3 protein-coding genes are annotated in these 24,660 nt (G+C 68.0%); all 3 read right to left on the reverse strand.

Annotated features, from left to right (window positions below):
• Positions 1 to 250 precede the first annotated feature (250 nt).
• Complete coding sequence (locus ACQPZK_RS20885) at positions 251 to 853, reverse strand: DUF1345 domain-containing protein (protein ID WP_433534626.1); 603 nt, start codon at positions 851 to 853, stop codon at positions 251 to 253.
• 124 nt (positions 854 to 977) lie between these two features.
• Positions 978 to 1,220 carry a hypothetical protein gene (locus ACQPZK_RS20890; protein WP_433534627.1) on the reverse strand — a complete coding sequence of 81 codons (243 nt, stop codon included), beginning with the start codon at positions 1,218 to 1,220 and terminating at the stop codon, positions 978 to 980.
• A gap of 22 nt (positions 1,221 to 1,242) precedes the next feature.
• Positions 1,243 to 24,540 carry a hypothetical protein gene (locus tag ACQPZK_RS20895; RefSeq protein WP_433534628.1) on the reverse strand — a complete coding sequence of 7,766 codons (23,298 nt, stop codon included), beginning with the start codon at positions 24,538 to 24,540 and terminating at the stop codon, positions 1,243 to 1,245.
• Between the last annotated feature and the right edge of the window lie 120 nt (positions 24,541 to 24,660).

Consider the following 24,660-nt stretch of genomic DNA (forward strand, 5'->3'; position numbering starts at 1 on the left):
CCCACCCTCACCACTACGCCGAAAAACTGCTCATGTTCTTCGACGGCTCGGCGTCGCCGCCTGTTCATCCGGCCCGGCAAGGGCCGGACACAACCGACGGTCACCAGGGGCATGGGCACCACGCCGTTTCGCCCCCGCCTCACGGCGCGCGGCGAGGTCAGGTCGACGACGTCACCGAGCGCGACCAGGCCGACCAGACACGCACCGCTGAGTCACAGCGATCCGCCCACCGGGCCGCGGAAGACGCCTCTCAGGGCGAGGCGATATACGAACTCATCAGCGTGATGGCAACGGCAAGTATCAGAGTGTTGAACACAAAAGCCATCAACCCGTGCGTGAGGACCTGCCGGCGCACCCGGCTGCGGGTGATATTGACGTCCGTCGTACCGAAAGTGGTACCGACAGCGATCGCGAGGTACAGGAACTCGGTGGTGTTCGGCTCCTCGTCGCCGGGAAAGACCAGGCCGCCCTTCTCGGCATAGAGCCGCAGATAGCCGATGCCGAAGCCCACCTGCAGCACCAACCAACAGGTCACCACCGCCACACCGCAGACGACCAGCACCACCGTCAGAGATGTCTCAAGCTGGCGAGCCTGCGGCATCGCCACAACTGTGGTGACCAGGGCGACCGACGCGGCAGCCTGCGAGAACTGCTCCGGCGTGGCAATCAACAGGCGATCGGCCAGGCTGCGCCGCCGGGCTGCGACCGCGATCGCCCGCGACTCCTCCGGCGTACGACGACGAAAGGCCCACCAGGTGAGCACCAGATACAACGCCGCATACAGGTCCCAGGCGGCCAGGAACTTCACCAGTACGTCGCCCGGGACGAACACACCGAAGACAACGACCGGCACGGACAACAGCTGCCGCGACCACTCCCGGGTCCACCAGGGCATTGTCAGTGCCTCTCACGTCGCAGAGCGATCCTCACACCGCCGCGGGTGAGCTCCCGCACCATCTCGTGTTCCCGCCACATGGTCAAGTCGGTGTGGTGACGCAGGCCGCCAGGAACCTCGTCACAGCGGCCGCCGCCGGCTCGCGGATCCTCTCCGAGGAAATCCCTCTCTGACGGCCAGACAGGCTCGCCGGCGCACCCCGGCCCGAGGGGGCCGCTACGTCCTGGGTGACCAGCCTTGACCCCAGCAGGAACGCGCCGTCGTCGCCGGTGAGCGCGATGCCGTCGGCGCAGAGTTCCAGCGGCGCGGTGTCGGGAAAGATCATTCGCAACATGCTGTTCTCCGGCTCAGTTGCAGTTGGACAGGGCGGTGGCGAGCACGTCGAGCAGTCCCCGGTGCGGGTCGGCCTGCTCCGGCCCGAAGACACCCGGCCGCCCGTCGGCGGCCAACAGGTCCCGCAAACCAGCGATCCGCAGCACCCACAACCACCGGTCAGTAGGCATCACCACGCAGGTCTTCAACAGGGACTCGGCCAGCTCGAACGGCCCCGCGGGCTCGTCCCAGCGCTCCTGCGCCTCCCGCGGGGTCATCGCCAACACGACCGCAACCGCGGTGAACACCCTGGTATCCGTCGCACCGCGGTCCACCGTCGACGCCTCACCGTCGACCGCGACGAGCGCCCGACTCAGCGCGACCACGGCCAGGCCGCTCAACTGCCCGGAATAGAGCAGCCTGAGCAACGTGTCGTTCCAACCACGCCGCAGATCGTAGGAGCCCATGTCGTCGAGGAACTCGATGAGGAACCGGGGTGGAACCAGACCCGGAGGCGGAGCAACGGCCACGTGGTCCACGCCCAGCTCATTGCTCGTCGCCGCCGGCCGCCAACGCTCCAGCACCTCATCGCCCACGCCACCGAAACGCTCAGCCGCGTCCAGCACGACCTGGTACGCGGCCACCTCACGGTTGTCCGGATCAGCCACCCGCATCGCGTCCAACGCCGCCTTCACCCCCGGCTCACGCAACTCCCTCAGGTGCTCGGCCAGGTAATCACCAGCAGCGGCCCAACTCGGCTGCGCCAGCCACCCGCCGAGCACCTCCGGTGGCACCCCGGCCGGCCGTACCGCAATCTCCCCCGCCCGAGCGAAGAGCTCACCAGTCAACTGCCCGGCCTCGACCACCGGCTGCGCGACGTCCGGGGCAATCACCTGCCAGGACGAACCGAGAGCGGTCGGCACCCGCACAATCTGCACGACACCCTGACGGCGCAGCAGCGTGGCCAACGCAGCCGAACCACCAGTAGAGACCACCACCGGCGCAACCGGACTCGCGGCCAACACCGACCCGAGCGTAGTCAAGTCAACGGCATCACGCGCCGGGTCACCATAGCGGGACAACAAGCTGGACAGCGCCCGCAACTCGGCGCCACCCCAGACCAGCTCGGCCCCCATCGACGAGGCCGACCCAGCCGGCTGAGGCAAACTCTCACCCCGGATCAACGTCACCGGCCGGCCGCCCGCCGCCGCGAGGTCCGACACCAAGGTCACCAGCCACTCGGCCGACGACCACGACCCCTGCGCGCCGATCATCGTCAGCCGCCCGCGCACCCAGGCGGCCTGACCCGGCTTACGAACAGTGTGATCAACCGGCTCCGACCTCCAAACGGCCACCACACCGGCCACCGTCGGCAACGCCGCCGCCATGTCCGGCACTTGGGCACGCACAACACCAAGCGTCTGATCCAGAGTACGGAGCAGGTTCTGATACATATCCCCGACAGCAGCCGACGGCAGGTTCCCCTTGCCCAGCAGCGCGCTCTGAAGTTCAGCGGCACCCGTGCGCAGGCTCTCCACCAGCGCCAACGCATCCGGGTACTGCGCCAGCCGCGTCCCCAGGGTACGACCGAAACCCTGCATGAGATCGCTGCGAATGCCCGCAGCGACCCGGGACATCACGATCCGATCCCCTGGCGCCTCGACAACGGGCGGCCCGGCAACCTGAGCCGACAAGACCATCGGGTCAGCGGACCCGGCCGGCACCCGCGTGGCCCACCCGCCGTCGCGTGCCTCGAGGCGCAGTACCGGCGCACCCTCCGGGCCTCGGAAAGCGGGGAAATGATTCTCGTCAGTGATGAGGACCAGATCGATGCCCAAGACCTCGGCGACGGTATAGGCCAGGAACTGCGGCGGCAGTGCAACCCGCAGTTCCGGTTCGATCAGCATCTGGGCGTAGGTCTCGGCGGTCGAGGGCCTGTCCGCGACCACTTGCCGGACCAGGGCTGCACCTGCGTGGTGGTTCTCGTTCTCCAGGTCGTACGCCACGAAATCCAGTTTCGAGAGGACGAGCGTGAAGTCCGCCCTCGGCGGCTCGTCGTCCCACAGAGCCCTGGCCCCTTCGATCGCCGCCCGTGCGGGATCGTCGAGCAGGTAGGAGATCAGCAGCTCCGACGTCTCGCCAAACGGCGACTTGCCGACGGCGCCGTCACGGACTTGGGTCGCCACGTGCCGCCACAGGTTCGCGGCGTTCACGTCGGCTGGTAGCCGTACGCCATTTCTCGCGGCGGCCATCAGCAGCACCGTGGCAAACGCGTCCGGCCCGGTGACGACTTCTGTGGCGATCAGGGCGGGTCGCGGCCGGAAGTGGTCCATGGCGACATCGAGCATCTCGGTGTCGGCATCCTCCCCCACCGCAGGGTTGGGGTCGTCGATCGACATCGCCTCACCCTTCGCGTTTGCCTCCGCCGCCCCCCGCTGTGCTCGCCGGATCCGAGCGGATTGCCGGCCCTCCGCCGCTCGCCGCGCCTGCGCCGCTCGCCGGGCTTCCGCCGCTCGCTGGGCCTCCGCAACTCGCTGGGCTTCCGCCGCTCGCTGGGCTTCCGCCGCTCGCTGGGCCCTGAAGGGTCGGCTGAGCTGGGCTGCTCTGAGCATGGCCAGCACGCGCAGCGGGCGGTGCGGGATCGCGGCGAAGTCCGCCACGGTCGTGCCGACTGTCTCCGGAGTTTGTGCGAGCGCCGACTCCGGGCCCGGGATCAGACTCCAGCCCACGGGCGTGAGGCCTTCCAGCGTGCTCTCCGGCATCGTGAGGGCCATCAGCAGGAGCTGTCGGTTGCCCCGGTCCAGGTAAACGAGGCCGTCCACGCGTACCTGGCCTGGGGTCCGTTCCACGGCGGTATGGACGACTCTGACGTTCGGACCATTCGCTGCTTTCATCACTGCCTCGACAAGCTCCCAATCAACGCGTTCGTCGTTCAGGTCGAGGCGCACTCGGAGCTGTAACGGCTCGCCCTCGCTGTCGTCGGGAACAACGCGGCCGTCACTCGCTGTGTCCGTCATCGCCTCGGAAGGCAGCTCAACTCGTTCGTCGTTCGGGTCGAGGCGCACTCGGAGCCGTTGAGGCACGTTCTCGCTGTTGTCGGAGACCATGCTGTCGTCGGAGACGACGCTGGCGGCATCGTCGCCCCCGCCGATGTAGACGCCAGGTCGGTCACCGATAGAAAAGACCTCCTTGAACGCGTCTTCGTCGAGGTCCATCGGCTCAAGAACCAACCTGATGGTCGCACCGCTCGGCGGCCCCAGCCAGGAAAGTCCGCGAAGCTCGGTCTGTCCAGCCGCCGCCACCCTGTCGTAGAGGTCCTGGATGTTGTTCAGCAGCTGGGCGTCGTCTGAGGATTCTTCGACGATCCGGTTGAGCCGTTGTTCGAAGTGCTCGTCGAACGCCGCGGAGAGCCAGTCGTCGAGAAGGCCGCGGGCGGCGTCTGTCGGCTCGTTAAGGACCGCCAGACTGCGCCCCGTCTGATGACTGCGCTCGTGCAACGCCCAAATCTGCTCCGGCAAAATCTGAAAACGCTCCCGCAAACCCTGAGCCCAAGCCACCGCATCAGCAGCCAACTGCCCGACCGGAATCCGCTCGACCTCACGGTACGTCTTCGACGACACGTCAGCAGGCTGCCCCACCGAACGCACATACGCGGCAAGCAACCGCGGATCACCCACAGCCGCGATCCCGGACACCTCGGACGCCTGACCCGCCGCCTCCAGCAGATCAACCTGCCTCCGCCCAACAACACGCGCCAACTCCGAAAGATCCGACGGAATCCGCTCAGCCTGCACCGCCACCCGCGCGACCAACTCCGGCACCCCCAAATAAACCGGCGCCCGCCAACCCGCCCTACGCAACTTCAGGACAACACCCGACACCGCCGTCAACAAATCCGCCTCGGTATCCAACACCGACAACAGAGCCCGCAAATCCTCCGGCCTACCAACCCACGCCGACCCGAAATCCTCAGGAGCCGTACCCACCAACGACGACACCATCAACAACCGATCCGCCCGCGTCACCCCCCACCGCGCCGCCACCCCCCGCACATCCTCAACCACCGGCACCCGACCCACAGCCAAACTGAAACCCGTCAACCACTCCTCACTCAAACCCCCCAACGACACACCCACCCGCCGCAGATTCACTACATCCCAACCACCCCCCGGATCCTCCGCCGCACGCTCCGCCCGCAAACCCTCCAACACCCCAAGCCACGACTCCAACCGGAACCATCCACGCCCCAGCACCTCGCCCGCAAGCCGTTCACCCAACCCCAACACCGCCGAATACCACAGCGCCGCCGCCGCCTCAACACGAACCGCATCCTCGAGATCCCCAAAAGTCAACCGGAAATCACTCATAAACGCGCCCTGTGCACGCGCCTCACCCTTGAACAGCTCTTTCAGCACATCGAGCTGTTCTAGGACGTACTCGCTGAATCTTTCCGGGTCGTCAAGGGCGGGTCTCGGCTGGCTTCCTCGCCGCAGTGTCATCCGCGTCAGCCGCGCTGGACGAATGCTCGCGTCGCGGGCGGCGCCCTCGATGCTGACCAGAGCTGACTCGTTGAGGACGTCACCGAACTCGTTGACCGCCTCGGCGAAACCATTCACCCAGCCAGGGTCGCCCTTGAGGACATCGGGCAGGTGCTCCGGATGGATCGTGCGGTGAACCAACTCCAGCAACTGCGGTACGTTGACAGCACCGGAGTCGGCCACGATGGACTCCGCACTGGTGACCGGGACGTTGAAGCGCGTCACCCAGTAGGAGTTGGCAAGCAACAGGTCGGCATCGCTGGTCACCGGACGGACGAACGGCCACCTGCCCCGCGAGTCCGGTTGTAGCTCGTCCTCTATCCGGTTCGCCCACTCGGCCACGGTCGCCCCGTCTTGCTTCAGTAGGGTGGCGGCCAGCACGTGGGCCATCTCGGTGGCCACGCCGAGAAGCTGATCGGAGAGACGGCGGGCCAGGATCCGTAGGGGCCGGCCCATTTTCTCGATGGCCCGCAGCACGCCGTCCGCGGTCAGCCGAAGAGCATCGATGGCCAGCGCGAAGTCGCGGCTCTCCGGCGAGAACATTGGTAGGTCGTCGCTGTTCAGGCGGCTCAGCCGGTCCTTCACAGTATCCGCTCGATCGCTGTCGGGATCGACCAACTCATGAACCCTGAGGGCCATCTCCCCGACCCGGCGAGCATCAGCCATTCGGACATCGGCTGGGCTCCCCGCCGCGACCCTGCCGGCGCCATTTGCAGTCTCGACGGCCCCGACGAGGACACCCATGACGTCAACGGTCGAGTCGGTCGACATGACACCGTTCTGAAGCGCTCTGCTCGCATGTCGGATTCCGTTGAGGTGTCCGGTGATCCGAACCTTGCTCTGTACGAAATGTCTGGTGGTGGGATTCAGCGCATCAAGGCGGTGTCCGAGGTAGCGGAGTTCGGACAGGAGGAGGAGGCCGTTGGGTCCGTTGCTCTGGGCGCCGTTCCACAGCAACGCTTCCAGCATCCTGTCGTCGGCGACGCGCAGGAGGAATCGTCGGATGGCCTCGACCAGTTGGTCGTTCGACGGCCGGTATTGCGGCTCCAGTGCCGCGACCCGGGCCAGCAACGGCACCAGAGGCCGCAGCATCGACAGGTCGACCCGCAACCCAGCCGCGATATCGGCCACGCCGGCCGGCTGATCGTCACCGGCCAGATACGCCGTGCGCAACACCTCCTGCGCATCCAGCGCCACACCCGTACGCCCGGCCAACTCCCTCAGCCGATCAGCGCCACCCTCACCCAGCCCCACCCGACCGGCGGTCACCGATATTTGCGCGAACTGATGCTTGGCCTGAACCCACCAGCGTTCCCAGCCTGCTCTCACTGCCTTCGGAACCGGTACATTCGGCCAGGCGCGCACCCAATCGATTACACGCTCCGGCCGCACGTGCGGCACCGCCGCCGCCACCAACCACACCGCAGCCCGCTGCGAACTCGGATCCGGCGAAGCAAACAGATACCCCAACTGCTGAACAAAGAATCCGAGCCGGGAACTGTTCCTCAACCACTCACCGATCAACGGCTCCTCGAACCCCTGCCCGATCAGACGATCACGCACCGCCGCACCGAACACCTCACCCTGCCGGCTCACCGCCGACACCCACTCCTGACCCTTCAAACCCGGCGCGGGCCTCTGCACCGACACATCAGCGACCAACTCCGGCCACCGCGACACCACAAAAAACACATCGAACGGCTCAACACCCAACACCCGCGCCGCCGCCACCACCGCATCCGACCCAGTCAGCCCCAACCGCTGCGCCAAGTCATCATCATCCAGCGAATGACGCTCCCGACTCGCCCACACACTCAACAACGCCAACTCACCCGGCACCCGCGCCAACACCGCCAACGGCACACCATCACCACGCAACCGATGCAACTGCGCCCGCTCACCAGCGTCCAACCCCAACCCCGACGCCAACCGCACCACATCACTCAAATCAAACCGATCACGCACCCCCTCCCCCGCCAACGCCGCCACCACACGATCAACCCACGCCACCCCAGACGGATCCACCACCGCGCTGTCCCCAGCGACCCGATCCAACACATCACCCACAGCAGCCACCACCTGCTCCGGATGCAACCCCAAATCCCGCGCCACCGCATACGCCGGCGCCGACCCCACCACCGGCACCCCACCCAACACCTCCGACAACCCCACCAACCGCCGCACACCAGACAGATCCAGATCGAGCGCAGACCTGACCCGATCCACCCCGACCAAATCGACCACCCCAGCAGCCGCCACCCGCACAGCAGCCACTTCCGACAGCCCCACCACCGCCCGCAGCCACGCGGCGGAAGCCAACCGTGCACCGGCATGCACACCACCGGTCAGCACCGCCACACTTGGTGCGGACCTCCCCAACACCGCACTACCCCGCTCATACGCCTGATCCACCGAGGACAACAGGAGGAGGAACTCCTCCCGCACCGCCGGAAGCCCTTCCGGCGTAACCTCATCCAACCGCGACCGCATTAAATCGAACTGCTGACCCAGGTGATCAAACATCCTCAGCGCACCATCGGCCGCCTCATCTCCCACAGCCGCAGCCCGCAACAAGCCGGCCCGCAACGACTCACCAGCGGCAGAACGACCAGCCACCACCAGCGCAGACCACGCCGCGCGCAATCCGTCCACATTCAGCGGAACTAGATGACCCAGCCCCAGAGACGGCGACGGAACCTCCGACACCACATGCACCTCGACATCGCCGTCACCAGCGATGCCTCGCCGATCATCGCCATGCGGCGGCGGATCGCGCTCCTCAACCCCCACGCCCGACTCGGCCACCGCGACGACCGACTCATCGACATACCCCCCAAAACCCCCACCATCGAGGGCCTCGACGAACAACAACGGGGCACCCGCCGGACCGACCCCCATCCCCACAGACTCGCCCGCAGCGACAACCACCAGATTGATGTCCAGCCCATGTCCGATGGCCTGGGCCAGCACCTCCGCCGGCACCAAGGTCCGCAGTCGTGCATCGGCCAGCATGGCGCCGTACGTCCGCTCGGCTGACAGCCCACCGGCCACCCGCCGCACCAGAGCGCCTTGCGCGTACCGCTCCTCGTTCTCAAGCGCGTAAGCCACGAAACGGAGTTCGTCTCGACTGGCCAGGATGTCGTGCAGCCTTGCAGCGCCTGACGGGTGCCGGAGTTCCCAGGCGCGTACGACCGCAGCCCGGACTCGCTCGTCGAGCAGGTAGCCGACCGCATCCGCGGTCGAGGTACGCATCGACGATGCCCGGCTGACGCCGTCCCGGATTCCGGTCGCCAGGTACTGCCACAGGATCTCCGGATTGGTGACCTCGGCAGGCAGCCGCACATGCTGCCCATTCGCGGCTCTCAACACCGCGATGGCCAGCGCATCCGGCCCGGCGGCTGCCTCGTTGCCGCTCGGCCGGGTGAGGTTGGCCGGCACCGGGATGACGTTGGGGACCTGGAACGAACGATTGTCCGGCTCCTCGGGCGGCACGAGACTCCGACGCTCAACCGCCGTCGTTCCGGACTCGGAGACCGTCTCGCTGTCGACGGACCACGTCCGAGTCCTCCGGAACCCAACGGTGGTCTGGAACATCGACTGCCGACTTTCGCTCTCCCGCCGGGCCCGGGCCGCGCCGAGCATCGCCAGCGCGCGGGTCGGACCGGCGGGGAAGACGTCAAACTGCTCTACTGTCGTGCCGGCCGTTTCCGGGGTCCAGTTGAGCTGTCGCTCCTGGTTCGCGACCCGACTCCAGCCGAGAACGCGCAGCCTCTCGTCGGAGTTACCGCCCATTGTCAAGGCCAGAAGCAGGAGTTGCTGGGCGCCCGGGTCGCCGACGAGAGTCTCGGCCTTGATGCTGAAGTGCTGATCGCCCACCTCGACGCCGAGGCGGGAGGGATTGAAGTGGGCGGCCACCCGCAACACATCGCCGAGGAGTGTCCAGCTCGGCGCGGCGCCGCGCAGGGCCAGGTCGATGTGAATCCGTTCCCGGCCGTCGACGTCGTCGGTGGTCACCCGGACGTCGGTGCGACCGCCGACGAGCACGGAGAGATCCCGCAGCTCGCCAAGACGATCCTGATACCGCTGAAGTGGTATCGACACGCGCACGTCGGCCGGCAAGGTCAGCCGGGGGAGGCCGGGCATCGCCGACCGACCGGCCGCCGCCACCCGGTAGCCGAGATCTCGGACGCCGGCAAGCAGCGCGGCGTCGTCGCCGCGGAACCTCTCGGCAAGGCCACGCAGCCGTTCCTGGAAATGGTCCGGAAAGGCGGCGGCACGCCAGTCGGCGAGCATCCCCCGGGCGTGATCCGTGGGCTCGTCCAGCAGTCTCAAGGTGTGGTGGGTCTGTCTACTCCGCTGGGCGAGCGGCAAGATTTCCTCAGGCGCGATCTGGTACTGCTGCCTCAGCCAATCGGACCAGGCAAGCGCATCCTCGGCGAGTTGGCCGGCCGCGGACTGCCCCGCCTGCGCATGGACGCGCTTCGTAGGCGCGCCGCGTGATGACGGTGACGAATTGAGGTAGGTGGCGAGGAAGCGCGGATCGGCGAGGGCTGGATTCTGGGACCGAGCGAAGGTCTCCTCGGCGGCGCTGAGAAGCTCGGTTTGAGCGTGGCCGGTATCGACCAGCGATGACAGACCTTCCGGCAGCCGTTGACTGTTGGTAGCGACCAGGGCGAGCCGGGCCGGCACCATCGCGTAGGCCGGCGCGCGCCAGGCAACATTTTTCAGACGGTCGACCACCCGAGTCACCGCAGCAAATCTGTCGGGCTCGGTGTTGAGAACGGACAGTCGCTTGCGCAGGTCTTTCGGTTTACCGGGCCACGCCTTGCGCAAGTCCTGTGGGTCGATCCGCAACAGTGCGGACACCATGAAGAGCCGGTCGACGTGCTTCACCGCCCACTCTTCGGCGATCGCTGCCACATCGATCGGCACTCGGCCGACGTGCAGGCTGAACGTGGTGATCCATTCCTCGCTGATGTGGCCGAGGAGGGCGCTGACCCTGCGGATGTCCTCCAGCGCCCAGCCGCCGGCCGGGTCCCGCTTGGCCCGCTCCTCCTGCAATCCCTCAAGAAGTTCGAGCCAGCTGTCGAGTTCGAACCACTCTCGCCCTTCGAGCTGCGCCGCCTCGGGCCCGCTCAAACCGAGAACCGCAGCACGCCAGTGCCGGGCTGCCGCGGCGACCCGATCCGGGTTCTCCAGGTCGTCGAAGGTCAACCCGAAATCGCTCATGAAGACGCTCACGCGTTCTTTCGCGACGCCGGACAGCTCTACCGCGCGTTTCATCTGGTCGCCGAGATATGCCTGCACGTCCGCTACGGTGTGCATGCCTGGATCACCCGACCTCCACCGCGGCCGCAACAGCCGGATCAGCCGGGCCGGACGCGTTGCGGTGGCGATCGAGACCGTCGTGACCACGTGCAGCGCTGCCGCGCTCACCGTGTCGCTTCCGAAATCCTGCACCGCCGCGGCCTTCGCCTCGGCGTAACCGGACATCCAGCCGCCATCCCCAAAGAGCGCGTCGAGCAGGCGCAAAGGTGCGATGCCGGTAATCCGGGACTGCTCCGGCACCTCTGCGACGTCGATGGACTCGGCGCGGTTCAATGCCCGCCTGATCTGGTAATCCGCAATCCCGAGTTGACGAGCCCAGTACGGCGTGAGCAGTTGATCGACATCGCCTCGCACCGACCGGCCGGGCACCGGTAGGTTGCCGTTCTCGTCCGGCAGCAACTCGGCGTCGATGAAGGACGCCCACTCCGCCGCTGTCGCTCCGTCTTCGGTTCGGAAGCCTAGTGCCAGTAGGTGAGCCAGTCCGTTGGCGATCTCGCCGAGCTGGTCGCCGATCTCCCGTGCCAGGATCCGCAGCGGCCGGGCCTCCAGGCTCTCCGTGGCCCGCAGGAGGCCGTCTACGGCCAGTCGGATGGCATCGATGGCCAGCGCGAAGTCGCGGCCCTCCAGCGAGATCGTCGGCAGCTCGTCGGCGTCCAGCCGGCGCAGCCGGTCGTTCACGGTGTCCGCCCGTTGGCTACCGACGTCGGCGATGCTGTGGATGAACTGGGCCGCCCTTCCCGCAGTCCTTGCCGCCTCGAGCCGCTCGTCGCCGGGTTCCCCCTGTGCGACTTGTGTGCTGGAGGTGGCCAGAACCTTGATCGCGTTGAGTATCTCTCGGACAGCGCTGTCCGGCGGGAGAGCGCCGCGCATCGCCTCGACCGCTGACTCGATCAAGCCTTCCCGGCTCTCCACCCGTAGCAGATGGTCCCCCCCATGGCGGGACATGGAGGTCACGTCGCCGCTTCGTCCTGCCAGATGGCGTAGTTCGGTGAGGAGGAGGGGGCCGTGGGGTCCGTTGCCCTGGCTACCGTTCCACAGCAGCGTTTCCAGCAACCTGTCGTCGTCGGAGTGGACGTCGATGCGCAGGAATCCTTGGATGTCTTCGATGAGTTGGTCGTTCGACGGCCGGTATTGCGGGTCCAGTGCCGCGACCCGGGCCAGCAACGGCACCAGAGGTGACAGCAACGACACATCGACCCGCAACCCGATCGCGACATCGGCCACGTCCGCCGGATCATCACGACCAGCCAGGTACGCCGTGCGCAACACCTCCTGCGCGTCCGGCGTCACACCCGTACGCCCGGCCAACTTCCTCAGCCGTTCAGCGCCACCGTCACCCAGCCCCACCCGAGCGGCGGTCACCGGTAGCTGATCGGCCCGGTGGGCAAACTGCTCCCGCCTGCGCTCGAATGCCGCCTCGATCAGCGCGTGCCGGGGCGCATCCGGCAGCACAGACAGTTGATCGATGATGGCCGCCGGCCGCGCTGTCGGCAGCGCCGCCCCGACCAGGAGCAAAGTGTGGTGGTTGGAATCGGCGGCCGATCCGGTGATCAACTTACGGAGGTACTGGACGAAGAACCCGAGCCGGGAACTGTTCCTCAACCACTCACCGATCAACGGCTCCTCGAACCCCTGCCCGATCAGACGATCACGCACCGCCGCACCGAACACCTCACCCTGCCGGCTCACCGCCGACACCCACTCCTGACCCTTCAAACCCGGCGCGGGCCTCTGCACCGACACATCAGCGACCAACTCCGGCCACCGCGACACCACAAAAAACACATCGAACGGCTCAACACCCAACACCCGCGCCGCCGCCACCACCGCATCCGACCCAGTCAGCCCCAACCGCTGCGCCAAGTCATCATCATCCAGCGAATGACGCTCCCGACTCGCCCACACACTCAACAACGCCAACTCACCCGGCACCCGCGCCAACACCGCCAACGGCACACCATCACCACGCAACCGATGCAACTGCGCCCGCTCACCAGCGTCCAACCCCAACCCCGACGCCAACCGCACCACATCACTCAAATCAAACCGATCACGCACCCCCTCCCCCGCCAACGCCGCCACCACACGATCAACCCACGCCACCCCAGACGGATCCACCACCGCGCTGTCCCCAGCGACCCGATCCAACACATCACCCACAGCAGCCACCACCTGCTCCGGATGCAACCCCAAATCCCGCGCCACCGCATACGCCGGCGCCGACCCCACCACCGGCACCCCACCCAACACCTCCGACAACCCCACCAACCGCCGCACACCAGCAGCGTCCAAACCCAACCCCGACCTGACCCGATCCACCGCGACCCGATCCACCACCCCCGCAGCCGCCACCCGCTCCGCAGCCACCTGCGACAACCCCACACCCCGCAACCACCGCACCGACGCCAACTCCGCATCGGCATGCACACCACCGGTCAACACCGCCACACCCGGCGCCTTCACACCGACCAACGCCCCACCCCGGCGAAACACCTGGTCCACCGACACCAGCAGGGCGTGAAACTCCTCCCGCACCGCCGGCAGCGTCTCCGGCGTAACCTCACCCAACCGCGACCACACAACGCCCAACTGCCGACCCAGATGATCCAAGCCAGCAAGGCCCACACCAACCGAGTCCCCCGCCGCCGCAGCCCGCATCAACCCAGCCCGCAACGACCGCTCCACACCAAAGCCACCGCCCACCACCAACTCCACCACCGCAGCCCGCAACCCAGCCAGACTCCCCGGCACCAGAGCACCGAACTCCACACCCGGCGTCGGAACCTCCGACACCACATGCACCTGGAGAGACAGCGGCCCCGGGCCTACAACCCGGAACGTGCCGGGCGCGCCGGCCGGGCCTTCGGCGATGACCAGCGTGCGGGGCTGGTTGGGCCGCGACTGCCGGAGATAGCGGCCGTCGGCGGAAAGGACCAGCAAATTGACGTCGAGGACCGTGCTGACCACCTTTTCGACGAGCGCCGGCGGAAGCAGGCGACGCAGTCCCGGTCGGATGAGGGCGTGGGCGACCAATTCGACGGCGCCGAACGGCCCAGTCGCCGCGATGGCGGCGAGCAGTCCGGCCCGATCCGGGTCGGCCACCGACGCCCGGTTGCGCATATCCGCGAGGAAGCCGTCGGTACGAGCGTTGAACGCGGCGATCAGTGCCGTACGGGTAGCAGCCGGGCTCGTCAGGGCCTCGTCGGAGACCTGGTTCGTCACCCGGGCCAGATCTCGCACCGTGTCGTCGTCGAGCATCCCGACGTACAGCGCGCTGGCATCCTGGTCGCGGAGCAGGTGGGCGAAACCCACCCGCCGGATTCTCATCTGATCGACAACATGGGCCATCAGCATGGCCGTGCTCGTCATCCCTGCCGGCAGCGAGCGGTCCTGCCGGGGGGCGCTCTCCAGGATGGCCTCGGCGACCTCGCCGGCGGAGATCGTAGTCCGTGTGGGCTGCCAGTTCGCCTGCCGGACCCACCAGGGCGCCGGTGGTCGCAGACGATGAGCGGTCAGCGTCGCGGCCAGCATGGCGATGGCGCGGGTGTTCGGGTCCGAGAACGCGCGGAACTGAGCCAGCAGGGGTTGGAAGGCGCCGCTCGGTGCGGGTAGCCGGATCGCCCGGGGCCCGGTCTCGATCGGTTCCCGACCGAGGGCCCGCAGGGCGTCGGTGCGCGCGTCCCGCGCCGAACCGACAGCCAGCACCAGGGCTTTCACCTCGGTGAGTGACAGGTCCCCGAACCCTTCGACGACGGCCGTGTGGTCAAGGCGACCGGATAGGCGGGAACCGACGGTAATCAGCGCGTCGCCGACGGCGGCCGGCTCCAGGAGTAGGAGTCGCAGGGCCTCGTCGAGCGGACGCCAGCCCTCGCGTAGGTCGATGGTCATCGTGCTCCGACTGGGCGTGGTCGCGTCAGAGAATCTGATGTGCCGGTGGGGCCCGATAACCACGCTGACGTCGATGGCGCGTGCGGTGGTAAGGGTGACGCTCACCGTGGTCTTCTGCGGCGGGTCCTCCTTGACGAACGGATCAACGACGCGCCCGGCCAGCGTCATCATGTCGACAAGTGAGCGCACCCGGGTGAGCCGCCCGAGGTCGTCTTCTGTGGGGATCTTTTCCAGCTCATTCGTCAGCATAGCGGCTGAGCTGCTGTAATAGCGGCCGTGGGCCAGGTCGGAGGCTTCCTGGGCATCGATGGCGTTCTCGATCGTGTCGAGGCTCCGATTGATGGGCCGCAGGTGCTCGTGGATGAACTCGACGCTGTCGAGCGGGATACCGAATCCGTCGAGCCGCCTTGCCCACGTGTTGAAGGCCGCAGCGAGCCGATCCGGGGCGTCAGCAAGGGTCCGCGTCGACGGCACCGATTCGATGAAGGCGACGATCGCGCCCAGCAACTTACCTCGGGCATGTTGTGACACGTCGGTCAGCAGACGATCGGCCGCCAGCGCGGTGCTCGCGAGCACGGGTGGGGGCAGCGCGGTCTGCTTTGTCAGGATGTCGACGTCGGCGGACCCGCCGCCTGGGCGGACAGTGAGCAGAAGCAGGTCACTGAGCCACCGCCGTGGCGCGAGGGCGCCCGGCGTCACCAGCGCGGCGGCATGCTCTACGGCCGCCAATCGGCTCGTCGCATCGTTGAGGGCGGCGCGCACGTCCGCCCGACGCAGTTCGGCTGCCAGTTCCCGGTGGTCGACTCGCAGCCGCGCGGCCAGCAGAAGCAACCGCGGCGGATCTTCGATGCCGTTCGCCTCGGCGAATTGTCGGATTTCGTCGGGTAGCGTGCCGATCAGGACGCTGTGACCGAGCAGCACGTGCACGTTGATGCCGAGCCGCATCGCCAGCCGCTTGACACCGTCGGGTGTCCAGTCGGCGTTCGGTTCCTGGCGTGCGTAATAGGCACGCAGGGACCGGATGACTTTCAACCAGTCGCGCTGCGCCGACAGCGACGAGAGGTGACGGATCAGTTCGTCGGCGGTAACGCCGAACCGGCTAGCCATCCACCGGTCGCCATCCTCGCGCAGCCCGTCTCGCGCCGCTGCCTCGTCGACCGTCAAACCGTTGTCGGCCAGGAACGCCAGCCGCGCGGGTCCGCCCATGTCGCGCAGCCGGAGGCGATCCAGGGCGCTCTTGATCTCCTCGTACTTATTGACGGGGTTGAACCCGGCGACTTCCAGGTCGGGCACCACCCGCAGCAGCGTGCGCGCATCGGCCAGCATGTCCAGTGCGTCCGCCAACGCGTTGATCGCTTGAACTCCGGGCGGAGTGAAGTCTCGCTCGACCGCGAAGCGCAGGAACTCGGCGTAACGGAGGCCCCCTCCCTCGACATCGTCGAGTAACGTCTCCGGACGTTGACCGTTCGGGAGGGAGTTCAACTCGAGCCGGCGGATCCACCAATGGGCCAGCACCAGTCCGGCCTCGGCCGCCGAGTCGTCGCCGACCGCCACCGAGCCGAGCACCGACACCGCCTGGCTGTCCCAGTCACGCGGGACCAGGCCTTGACGTACGTGCTGCTCTGCGGACAGCGCCTCAGCCAGTTCGGTGGCCAAGTGTTCGAGCTGGTCGGCGAACCAGTTCCCCCCTTCTCGTACCTGGCCGTCGTCGCTGGCCGTCGACCTCAGCGCCTGGGCCGATACCCGTAGCCTGGCTTGGAGAGCGGTGACCTTGTCGTCACTCGAGGACTCCACGCCGAGCGCGATTTTCATGTCGACGGCGACCCGACGGGCTTCGCGCGCGAGGTCGACCACGGCGACCGCTTGCCACCCCGAGTACGCCATCCGGCTGTCGGAGATGGCAGTGGTCAGGGCGACAATGCGCTGGAAGTGCTCTTCAAAGCGTAGGGACCATTCGTCGTGGAAGTCGTGCCTCGCCAACTGGTGCATCTGCACGAGCGAGTAGCCGGCCGGGCCAGGCCCGCGCGCAGACCGGCGGATCAATTCAGACGGCGCGTCTCTAGCGAGAAAGGACGTGATCGCGGACGTCAACTCGACGGAGTTGGCCCGGTGCTCGACCGACATGGCCTCGTTGAGGCGGAACACCTCACGGAACGGGCCTAGTTCCTCCGGCAGCACGCCGAGCCGGTGGGCCACGTCGACGACAACACGTCGGCTCTCGTCGGAGAGGCCGAGAAGGTATATCGTGCGCGCCAGTCCGTCGGCCGGCACGTCACTATAGGCAGGCACATCCGCGTCGCGGTAATCGGGTGGGGCCGCGTCCGGGGTCCGGGGGGCGGGCACCAGCCAGTCCAGCGTCTCGATCAGGTTGCCCGGCTGGACCTCGCCCAGCAGATCCAGGAGACGCCATCCGACAATCTCCCACGACGCCGAAGCCAGCAGCTCGTGGACGTCGAAACCAAGCACCACGCTGGCGCGCAACCACATCCGCGGATTCTGGATGCCCGCATCGGCCAGCTTGGCGAGCACACCATCGGCGAACTGCCTGCCTGCCTCGTGGGCGTTCTGCTCGGTGACCGCACTCGGGAGCATCCAACCGTCGATCAGATACGCCAGATCGCCGGGCCGCACCCCCAACGCGTCCGCCGCGGTCCGCACCGCCTCCGGACCGGGCAGGAGGAGATCTTCGGCAAGCTCGGCGTGCCCCATCGACAGAGCCCGTTCGTAGTTGCGAACGCTCTGCACGACCAGGTCGTCTCGAACGAAATCGAGCAGGATCGCCGGCACGTCCCGCTTCCGCAGATCACCCAGCATCGACCGGACGTCGGTCCGGTCCACCGACTGCAATCGCGCGGTCAGCCGAATCACCGCGTACAGATCCGCCTCGGTACGGACGCCGGCGCCAGCGAGACGGTCGCGCAGCTCGGGCACGACGGCGTCGCGGTCCAGCCCGGGCAGGAGGTCACCGATCCCGTCGGCGATCGTCTCGGGGTTGAGGGCGAGGTCGCGGGTAGCCGCGTACAGCGGCTGCGGACCCGGCAGTCCGAGGCGCGCGGTCTGCTCGGTGAGCTGCCGCGCCAGGTCGACCCGGTCGAAGCCGAGCACCCGGGCCAGCGCCGTGAACTGTTCAACGCCGGGCCGGTCGAGGGCCAGGCCGAACGCGATCCACTCGGCCGACGCCTCCGGTACACCATTGTTGACCAGCCACTGGTACGCCTCGGCGGCTCGCGCCAGATCGGCCACCGGATGGCTGCGGACACCGACCGGCGCGAGGACGTCGACACCGTCTTGGTGGAGCTGATCGATAAAGAGGAAAAAGTTGTGGAACTCCTCACGGATCGTCTGTAGGCCGACCCGCGGCTCCATTGTCAGCAGGGTCCCTAGAAGGTTGACCTGCCGATGGAGGTTGTCACGCACGCCGGTTTCCGTATCGGCAGCGGTGTCGCCTTCGGCGGCGGCCGAGGTCAGCCCGTCTCGCAACGATTGTTGGCTGCTGCCGAGACCGCTGTGCTTCAACGCCAACAGCACCGCGCGCAGTCCGTCCCGATCCTTCGGTACGAAGTGGCCGAGCCCCAGGGACGGCGTCGGAATCGACGGCGCCATGTGCACCAGGACGTCATTGACAGGCGGCCCGTAAACCTCGTAGAAATGGCGGCCCTCGCTGTGTGTCTCGCCGATGACGAGCGTCCGGGCTCGCCCGGGCCGCGTCTGCCGGACGACTTCACCGTCTGGCGACAGCACCATGAGGTTGACGTCCAGCGCGATGCTGAGTAGCTGCTCGACCAGGTCACGAGGGAGTCGGCGCCGCAGCATGGGCGTCCGCAGCGCCTCACCGATCACGTCGACGGCGCTGAACGACTCCGCCTCGACCATCGCGGTCAACAACCTGGCCAGGTCCGGATCGGATACCCGCGCGTTCTGCCGGATGTCGCGACGGAACATGTCGGAACGAGCCCGGACCGTTTCGGTGAGCGCGTCACGGGTGGCAGCGGGATTGGCGAACGCCTCGCGTGGAAGCTCGACGGCGCGGGCCAGGTGGAGGGCCGTGGCATTGTCGAGCATGCCGACAAACAGCGCACCGGCATCCAGATCGCGAAGTCCGCCGTAGGCGGCCCTCCGCTGGGCCATGTCACGAGCCGTGTGCCCCATCAGCGTGGCCACGTCGCTCACGTCCGGCGGCAACGAGCGGCCCTGCCGGTGTGCGCTCTCCAGCACCGCATCGGGCAGTTCGTCACCGGGTGCCGACGCGGACAGCCTGGTCCGCGGCCAGCTGTCGGTGGCCCGCCGGGCCCACCAGTCCCGTGGTGGGCGTAACCGGTCGGCCGTCATCGTCGCAGCCAGCATGGCCACACGACGCGTCTTGTCGCCCGAGAAAGCCTCGAACAAGGTCGCCGACGGCTCGAAGGTCGCGAGCGGCGGGTGCAGTCGAAGCAGGCCCGATGACGTGGTGTTCACTCGCCAGCCGAGAGCCCTTAGGGCGCGCGGTGCGCGCGTCCCCATCCCGGCTGCGATGATCAACGCCAGGGCTTCGGTCTCGGATAGCTGACTGAATCCCTCGACGGTCAGCTCGACTGCAGGGCGGGCCGGACGCGGAATTGTGATCGATACTGTTCCGGACAGTTCGTGTGGAGGCAGCCGCGGAAGTGCCGCAGTGAGGGCCCTCCAGCCGTTGTCGAACCCGATGGTCATCGTGGCCAGCTCGGCAACGGGCGTGTCGGCGAATGTGACGTCCCGCATGCCCCAGAATCTGGCCTGCAACTCCCCGGCCAGCTGCGTGTCCATAGTCATGGTCACCGTCGCGCCCCGAGGCGGCCCCTGCTCGACGATCGGCTCGGCGACACGTCCGGCCAGCACCATCAACTCCGTGATCGTCCGAACATGAGCGAGCTGCCGCTCGAGGTCGTCGTCCGCCAAGGGCTCGTTGAGCGCTGCCGTCAACTGCTCCGGGGAACTGCCGTACCGCAGGCCGCGGGCGAGGTCGACGGCCTCCGCCGCGTCGACGACGGTCTGGACCGTGCCCAAGGTTCGCCCGATCGTTCGGATCAACACGTGGATGGGTGCGATGGCTTTGGGTCGAATGCCGAGTGCGGCCAGCTGATCCGCCCACTCTCCGAGGGCGGTGACGATCTCGGTTGGGCTCCGGTCCGCGTCTCCGGCCGGAACCGACTCGATGAACGCGACTATCGCACCGCGCCCGGCCTCGGCGGCCGAGCTGCGCAACGCCTTCATTCGAGTCATGGTCTCGACGAACGCTGCCGGATACAGCCCCGACCGCTGCGCCAACTCGACAATGTCCATCGGCACGGCACCTTCGTGGGCGACGAGCCGGACCAAGTCGCTCATCCACTGTCGCGGCGCGACCGCATCCGGACCGATCAGGGCCCTCGCCGCCGCCACGGCCGACGCCCGGTTCGCCCCACTGTTGAGGGCGTTGCGAACGTTCGGTCGGCGCAGCTGGGCATCCAATTCCTGATGGCGGACCCGGAGCTCTACGGCCAGGCCGAACAGCCTCGCCGGTTCGGTGATGCCATACGCGACGGCCTCGTCAGGCAGGTGCTGTGGCACCAGACCGGTCAGCACACTGTGTCCCACCAGTGCGTACTCGCTGACGCCGAGACGCGCCGCGAGACGATAGAGGTTGACGAGCTCCCAACCGCCGCTCGGCTCCCGGCGTGCAAGATCGGCCCGCAGCGCCTCGACAAGCCCTACCCAACGGTCGCTACCATGACGCCGGAGCTCAGCGAGGTCGTCGGCGGTGATCCCGATGCCGCCGGCGAGCCATCGGTCAGCCGCCTCCTTAAGACCTTTCTGCCGCGGAGCGTCAACTGTCATGCCGAGGTCCGCCAGGAACATGAGGCGGCTGGACGCGCTGAGATCGCCGAGCGGCAACGCGTTCAGATGGCTTGCGAGAAGTGCGCCTCGTTCCTGCGCATCGACGTCTTCCGTTGCCAGATCGGGCACGACCTGCACGAGCATGCGGGCACTGGCCAGCAGGTCGAGATCGTTCGCGACCTCGTTGATGTACCGAACCTGGTCCGACGGCATGTTGTTCTCGACGGCATGGCGCAGGAACGCGGCGTACCGATAGCCGTTGGGGGTCCTCAGGATCGCCCACGGCCCGGCGTCGCGCACGTCGAGCTCGCTCAGCCACCAGTGCGCCAACACCAGGTCGACGTCGGCCGCCGGGTCGCCCACTGCCGCCGGATCCCCGTTCGCAGACGTGAGTGCCGTGCGCGCGTGCTGGTCCCACGCCGCCGAAGTCGGGTCCTGCTCGGCACGCTGAAGAGCCGACACCGCCTCGGCCAATTCGACGGCGATCTCGTCTGCTTTTCCGGCGAGCCAGTTGACATGGTCCTCGTCTACTTTTCTGGCGAGCCAGTTGACACGCTTCTCGTCCGACTCCTCGTCCGACTTCTCGTCCGGCTCCTCGAGTGAGCTGATTGCCATCCGGAGCGCCATGATCGTCACCCGGAGCCCGGAGCCGAACACCGCAACCGTGTCCATCCGGGGAGCGACGCCGTCGAGCTGGTGCAGCCGTGCGAGGTCGCGACTCACCGGGTCCCAGGGCAGGCCAGGCCCACCACTGGCATTCGACGGCCGGTGGACCTGTTTGTTGGCGGTCTCGATCGCCGTCTGGGCTAGGTAGAGGGCCTCGGCGGCCGCGGAGGCGGGTTGCTTCTTGATCGTGTCGGCGATCCGCACGACGCCGCGGACGTGCTGAAGGAACAGCTCGATCGGCCTCCCGTTCTTCCATTTTATGGACAGCTGGTGCTCGGCCACGTACTCGATGATCGCGTCGGCCACCGTTTTGGCGCGGTCGCGGTAGGCGGCGAAAGCGTCGTCATCGAACGGCGACTCGACAATGCGGTTGATCTGGGCGAGGGAGTAGCCGGCCCGGCCCGGTCCGCGGGCGAACAGCCGCAACTGCCGGGCGGCAGCTTCGTCGGTTTCGACGCCGAGGAACGATCGGATCGCTTTCACCATCTGGTCGGCGTCGGCCCGCCGGAGCAGCGGGGCGGCGGCGTTGGAGCGGAACACCTCCCGGAAGACGCCGAGTTCGCCCGGTGTCACCCCGAGTCCGGCGGCCACCGTCGCGACGAAGTCCACGTCGTCTGGCAGACCCAGCAGGTACGCCGTACGGTTCAGGCGCTCGGTGGACGCGACGTCGTGCGCGGATAGGGCCTCGGTTGGTGGCCGCCGGGCCGGCACCAGCTGGGCCAGCGTGGGCGTCAGGTCGCCCGGCCGCACACCGCCCAGCAGATCCATGAGGAGCCAGCCCACGTCGTCCCGTGGGGTCGGGGTCAGCAGTTCGTGGACGCCGAAGCCGAGAGCCACAGAGGCCCGCAGCCACGTGCGGGGCTCTTCCACACCGGCATTGGCGAGCGTCTCCACGACGTCCTTGGCGAACCGCCTGGCGGCTGCGCCGGCAACCGGCCCCTGCGCCGCGTCGTACCCCGGTGGCGGCGTCTTGAGGAGATCGGCGAGCATCGGCTCGTGCGTCAGATAGGTGAGGTCAGAGGGCAGAACGTTCAGCTCTTCCGCGACGATCCGCAGGTCGCGGATGCCGGCGAGGCGGAGTTTCTCGGCCACGAATGAGGGCGCCTTATCCTCCTGCGCCTTCAAGTTTTCTGTGGACCGATTGACCAGGTCCGTGGGTGCCAGGTTCAGCAGGGTCGGCGAAACGTGGCGTCGGGCCAGGCGGCCGAGTTTCGCCCGGAAGGCCGTGCGTTCCTCGGCAGTGGACGGGGCGATCCGGGCGGTCAGCTCGATCACGGCCGTCAGGTCCGCGTCGGTGCGGACCCCCGCGTCGGCCAGCCGACCGCGCAGTCCGGCCACGACGTCGCCGTCGAGGCCGGAAAGCAGGTCGCCGACCCCGCGGACGATCGTGTCCGGGCGCAGGGCGAGGTCGCGGGTCAGCGCGTACAACGGCTCCAGGTGTGCCCGGCCGAGCTGCTCGATCTGCCCATTGATCTGCGTCATGAGGTCGGCGGGCAACAGGTCGAGCACGTCGGCCAGGGCCACGAACTGCTCGGCGCCAGGCAGATCGAGAACGAGACCGAAGGCGATCTGTTCGGCCGCGTCCTGGGGAACCTGCTCCTCCTCAAGCCACCGCTGGGCCGATGTTCCCCGCACCAGGTCCCGCACCGGGTGACTGCGGATGTCCGCCGCGGTCAGGTGGACCCGAAGTTGGTCGTACTCGAGCAGGTAGGCGAGCAGGGTGTTGCGGGGCTGGCGGGTCGCCGCGTCGATCGGTTCGCGCAGGTGGGCCAGGAGAGCCTCGACAGTACTGTCGCTCGCGCTGAGGGCGTCCAGCTCGGCGGAGTGCGTGTCGGCCCAGCGGAGGAAGCGTCGCTGGGCATCCGCCATGGCATTCCTGGCACCGCTGGTCGACTGCGGGACCGGCGGAAGCGTCGCGACCGCCGGGGCGGCGGCCACCACCGGAACAGGTGTCTCGGCAACCGGCGGCGCAGGCGTCGCGACCGTCAGGGCGAGCACCGGCGGCGCAGGCGTCGCGATCGTCGGGGCGAGCACCGGCGGCGCGGCGTCCACAGGGGACGCCGGGTCCACCGGCGCGGGCAGCGGGACCAGATCCTCGGGTGCGCTGACCCGGCCGTCGCTGTCGATCAGCAGGATCCGGGTGTCGTCGCCGCCCAGGTAGGCGGTGCGCAGCCGGTCGACCGCCGGTGCGTATCGTTGCGGCACGTCGGCCTCGGCCGTCGCCGGGTCGTACCACCACAGGCCGTCCGCGTCCGAGGCGACCAACGCGCTCTCCCGCGGCCGGCCCGGTGCCGGCACGTACGACACCAGCGCGGTGGCACCCGGATGACCGGTCAACGCGAGCAGCGTCCGGGCCGCGTCGGCGACCACCGGCTCGCCACCCACCAACTCGTGCAGGGCCGCTTCGGTCACCGGCATCGGCGATGACGTCAGCGTGGTGGCGTCGAAGCCGGCCGGCACACCGTACCGGGCCAGGTAAGCGGCGGCGAGTTGAGCCGCGGCCGGTGCCCGCCCTGGCAGTCGGACACCGAGCCAGCCGAGATCGGCGAGGAAGCCCTTCAGTCGGGCGGGAGAGGGCGGAAGAGGTCCGGTGGCGAGCGCCGCCGCGTCCCGGATCGCCGCCCGGGCCGCCACGTGCGGCCACGGCAACACGCGCACCGACACGGCAGCCGCGATCGGCGTCTCCCGACCCGAGGCGTCGACCGGCACGAACCGGCCCTGCTGAACGTGCTCGGCGCTCGGACTGACACGCCCGGCCGGCAGCTGGATCTGGGTGCCGAGGCGGTCGACGACATGTTCGGCGTCAACCGGCGCGATCACAGCGGCGCCGGCATCGACGAGATCCCAGGGCAGCACCACCAGGCGGTCCCGCCACGCCTGACCGGCGAGGAAGGCGGGCGCCACACTCGTCGCCGCGTCCGCCTCGGCCAGGACCATGAGTTGCGCGTCGCCCGGCGCGATCGCCTCCTCCACCGCCCGCAACGGCCCCGGATTCGCCTGCTGCGTCAGGGCGCCGGTGACCACCAACACCTTCGGCCCGGAAAAGTACATCCGGATCTGCTTACAGCCGTCGAAGGCCATGGTCCCACCCTCACCACTACGCCGAAAAACTGCTCATGTTCTTCGACGGCTCGGCGTCGCCGCCTGTTCATCCGGGGCCCCGCAAGGGCCGGACACAACCGACGGTCACCAGGGGCATGG

The sequence above is a fragment of the Micromonospora sp. CA-249363 genome, from assembly GCF_050950185.1.
Classification (GTDB): Bacteria; Actinomycetota; Actinomycetes; order Mycobacteriales; family Micromonosporaceae; genus Micromonospora.

Bases quoted from the DNA above. Each gene is read 5' to 3' on its own strand.
- ACQPZK_RS20890 (WP_433534627.1), bottom strand. From the start codon at position 1,220: ATGATCTTTCCCGACACCGCGCCGCTGGAACTCTGCGCCGACGGCATC.
- ACQPZK_RS20895 (WP_433534628.1), bottom strand. From the start codon at position 24,540: ATGGCCTTCGACGGCTGTAAGCAGATCCGGATGTACTTTTCCGGGCCG.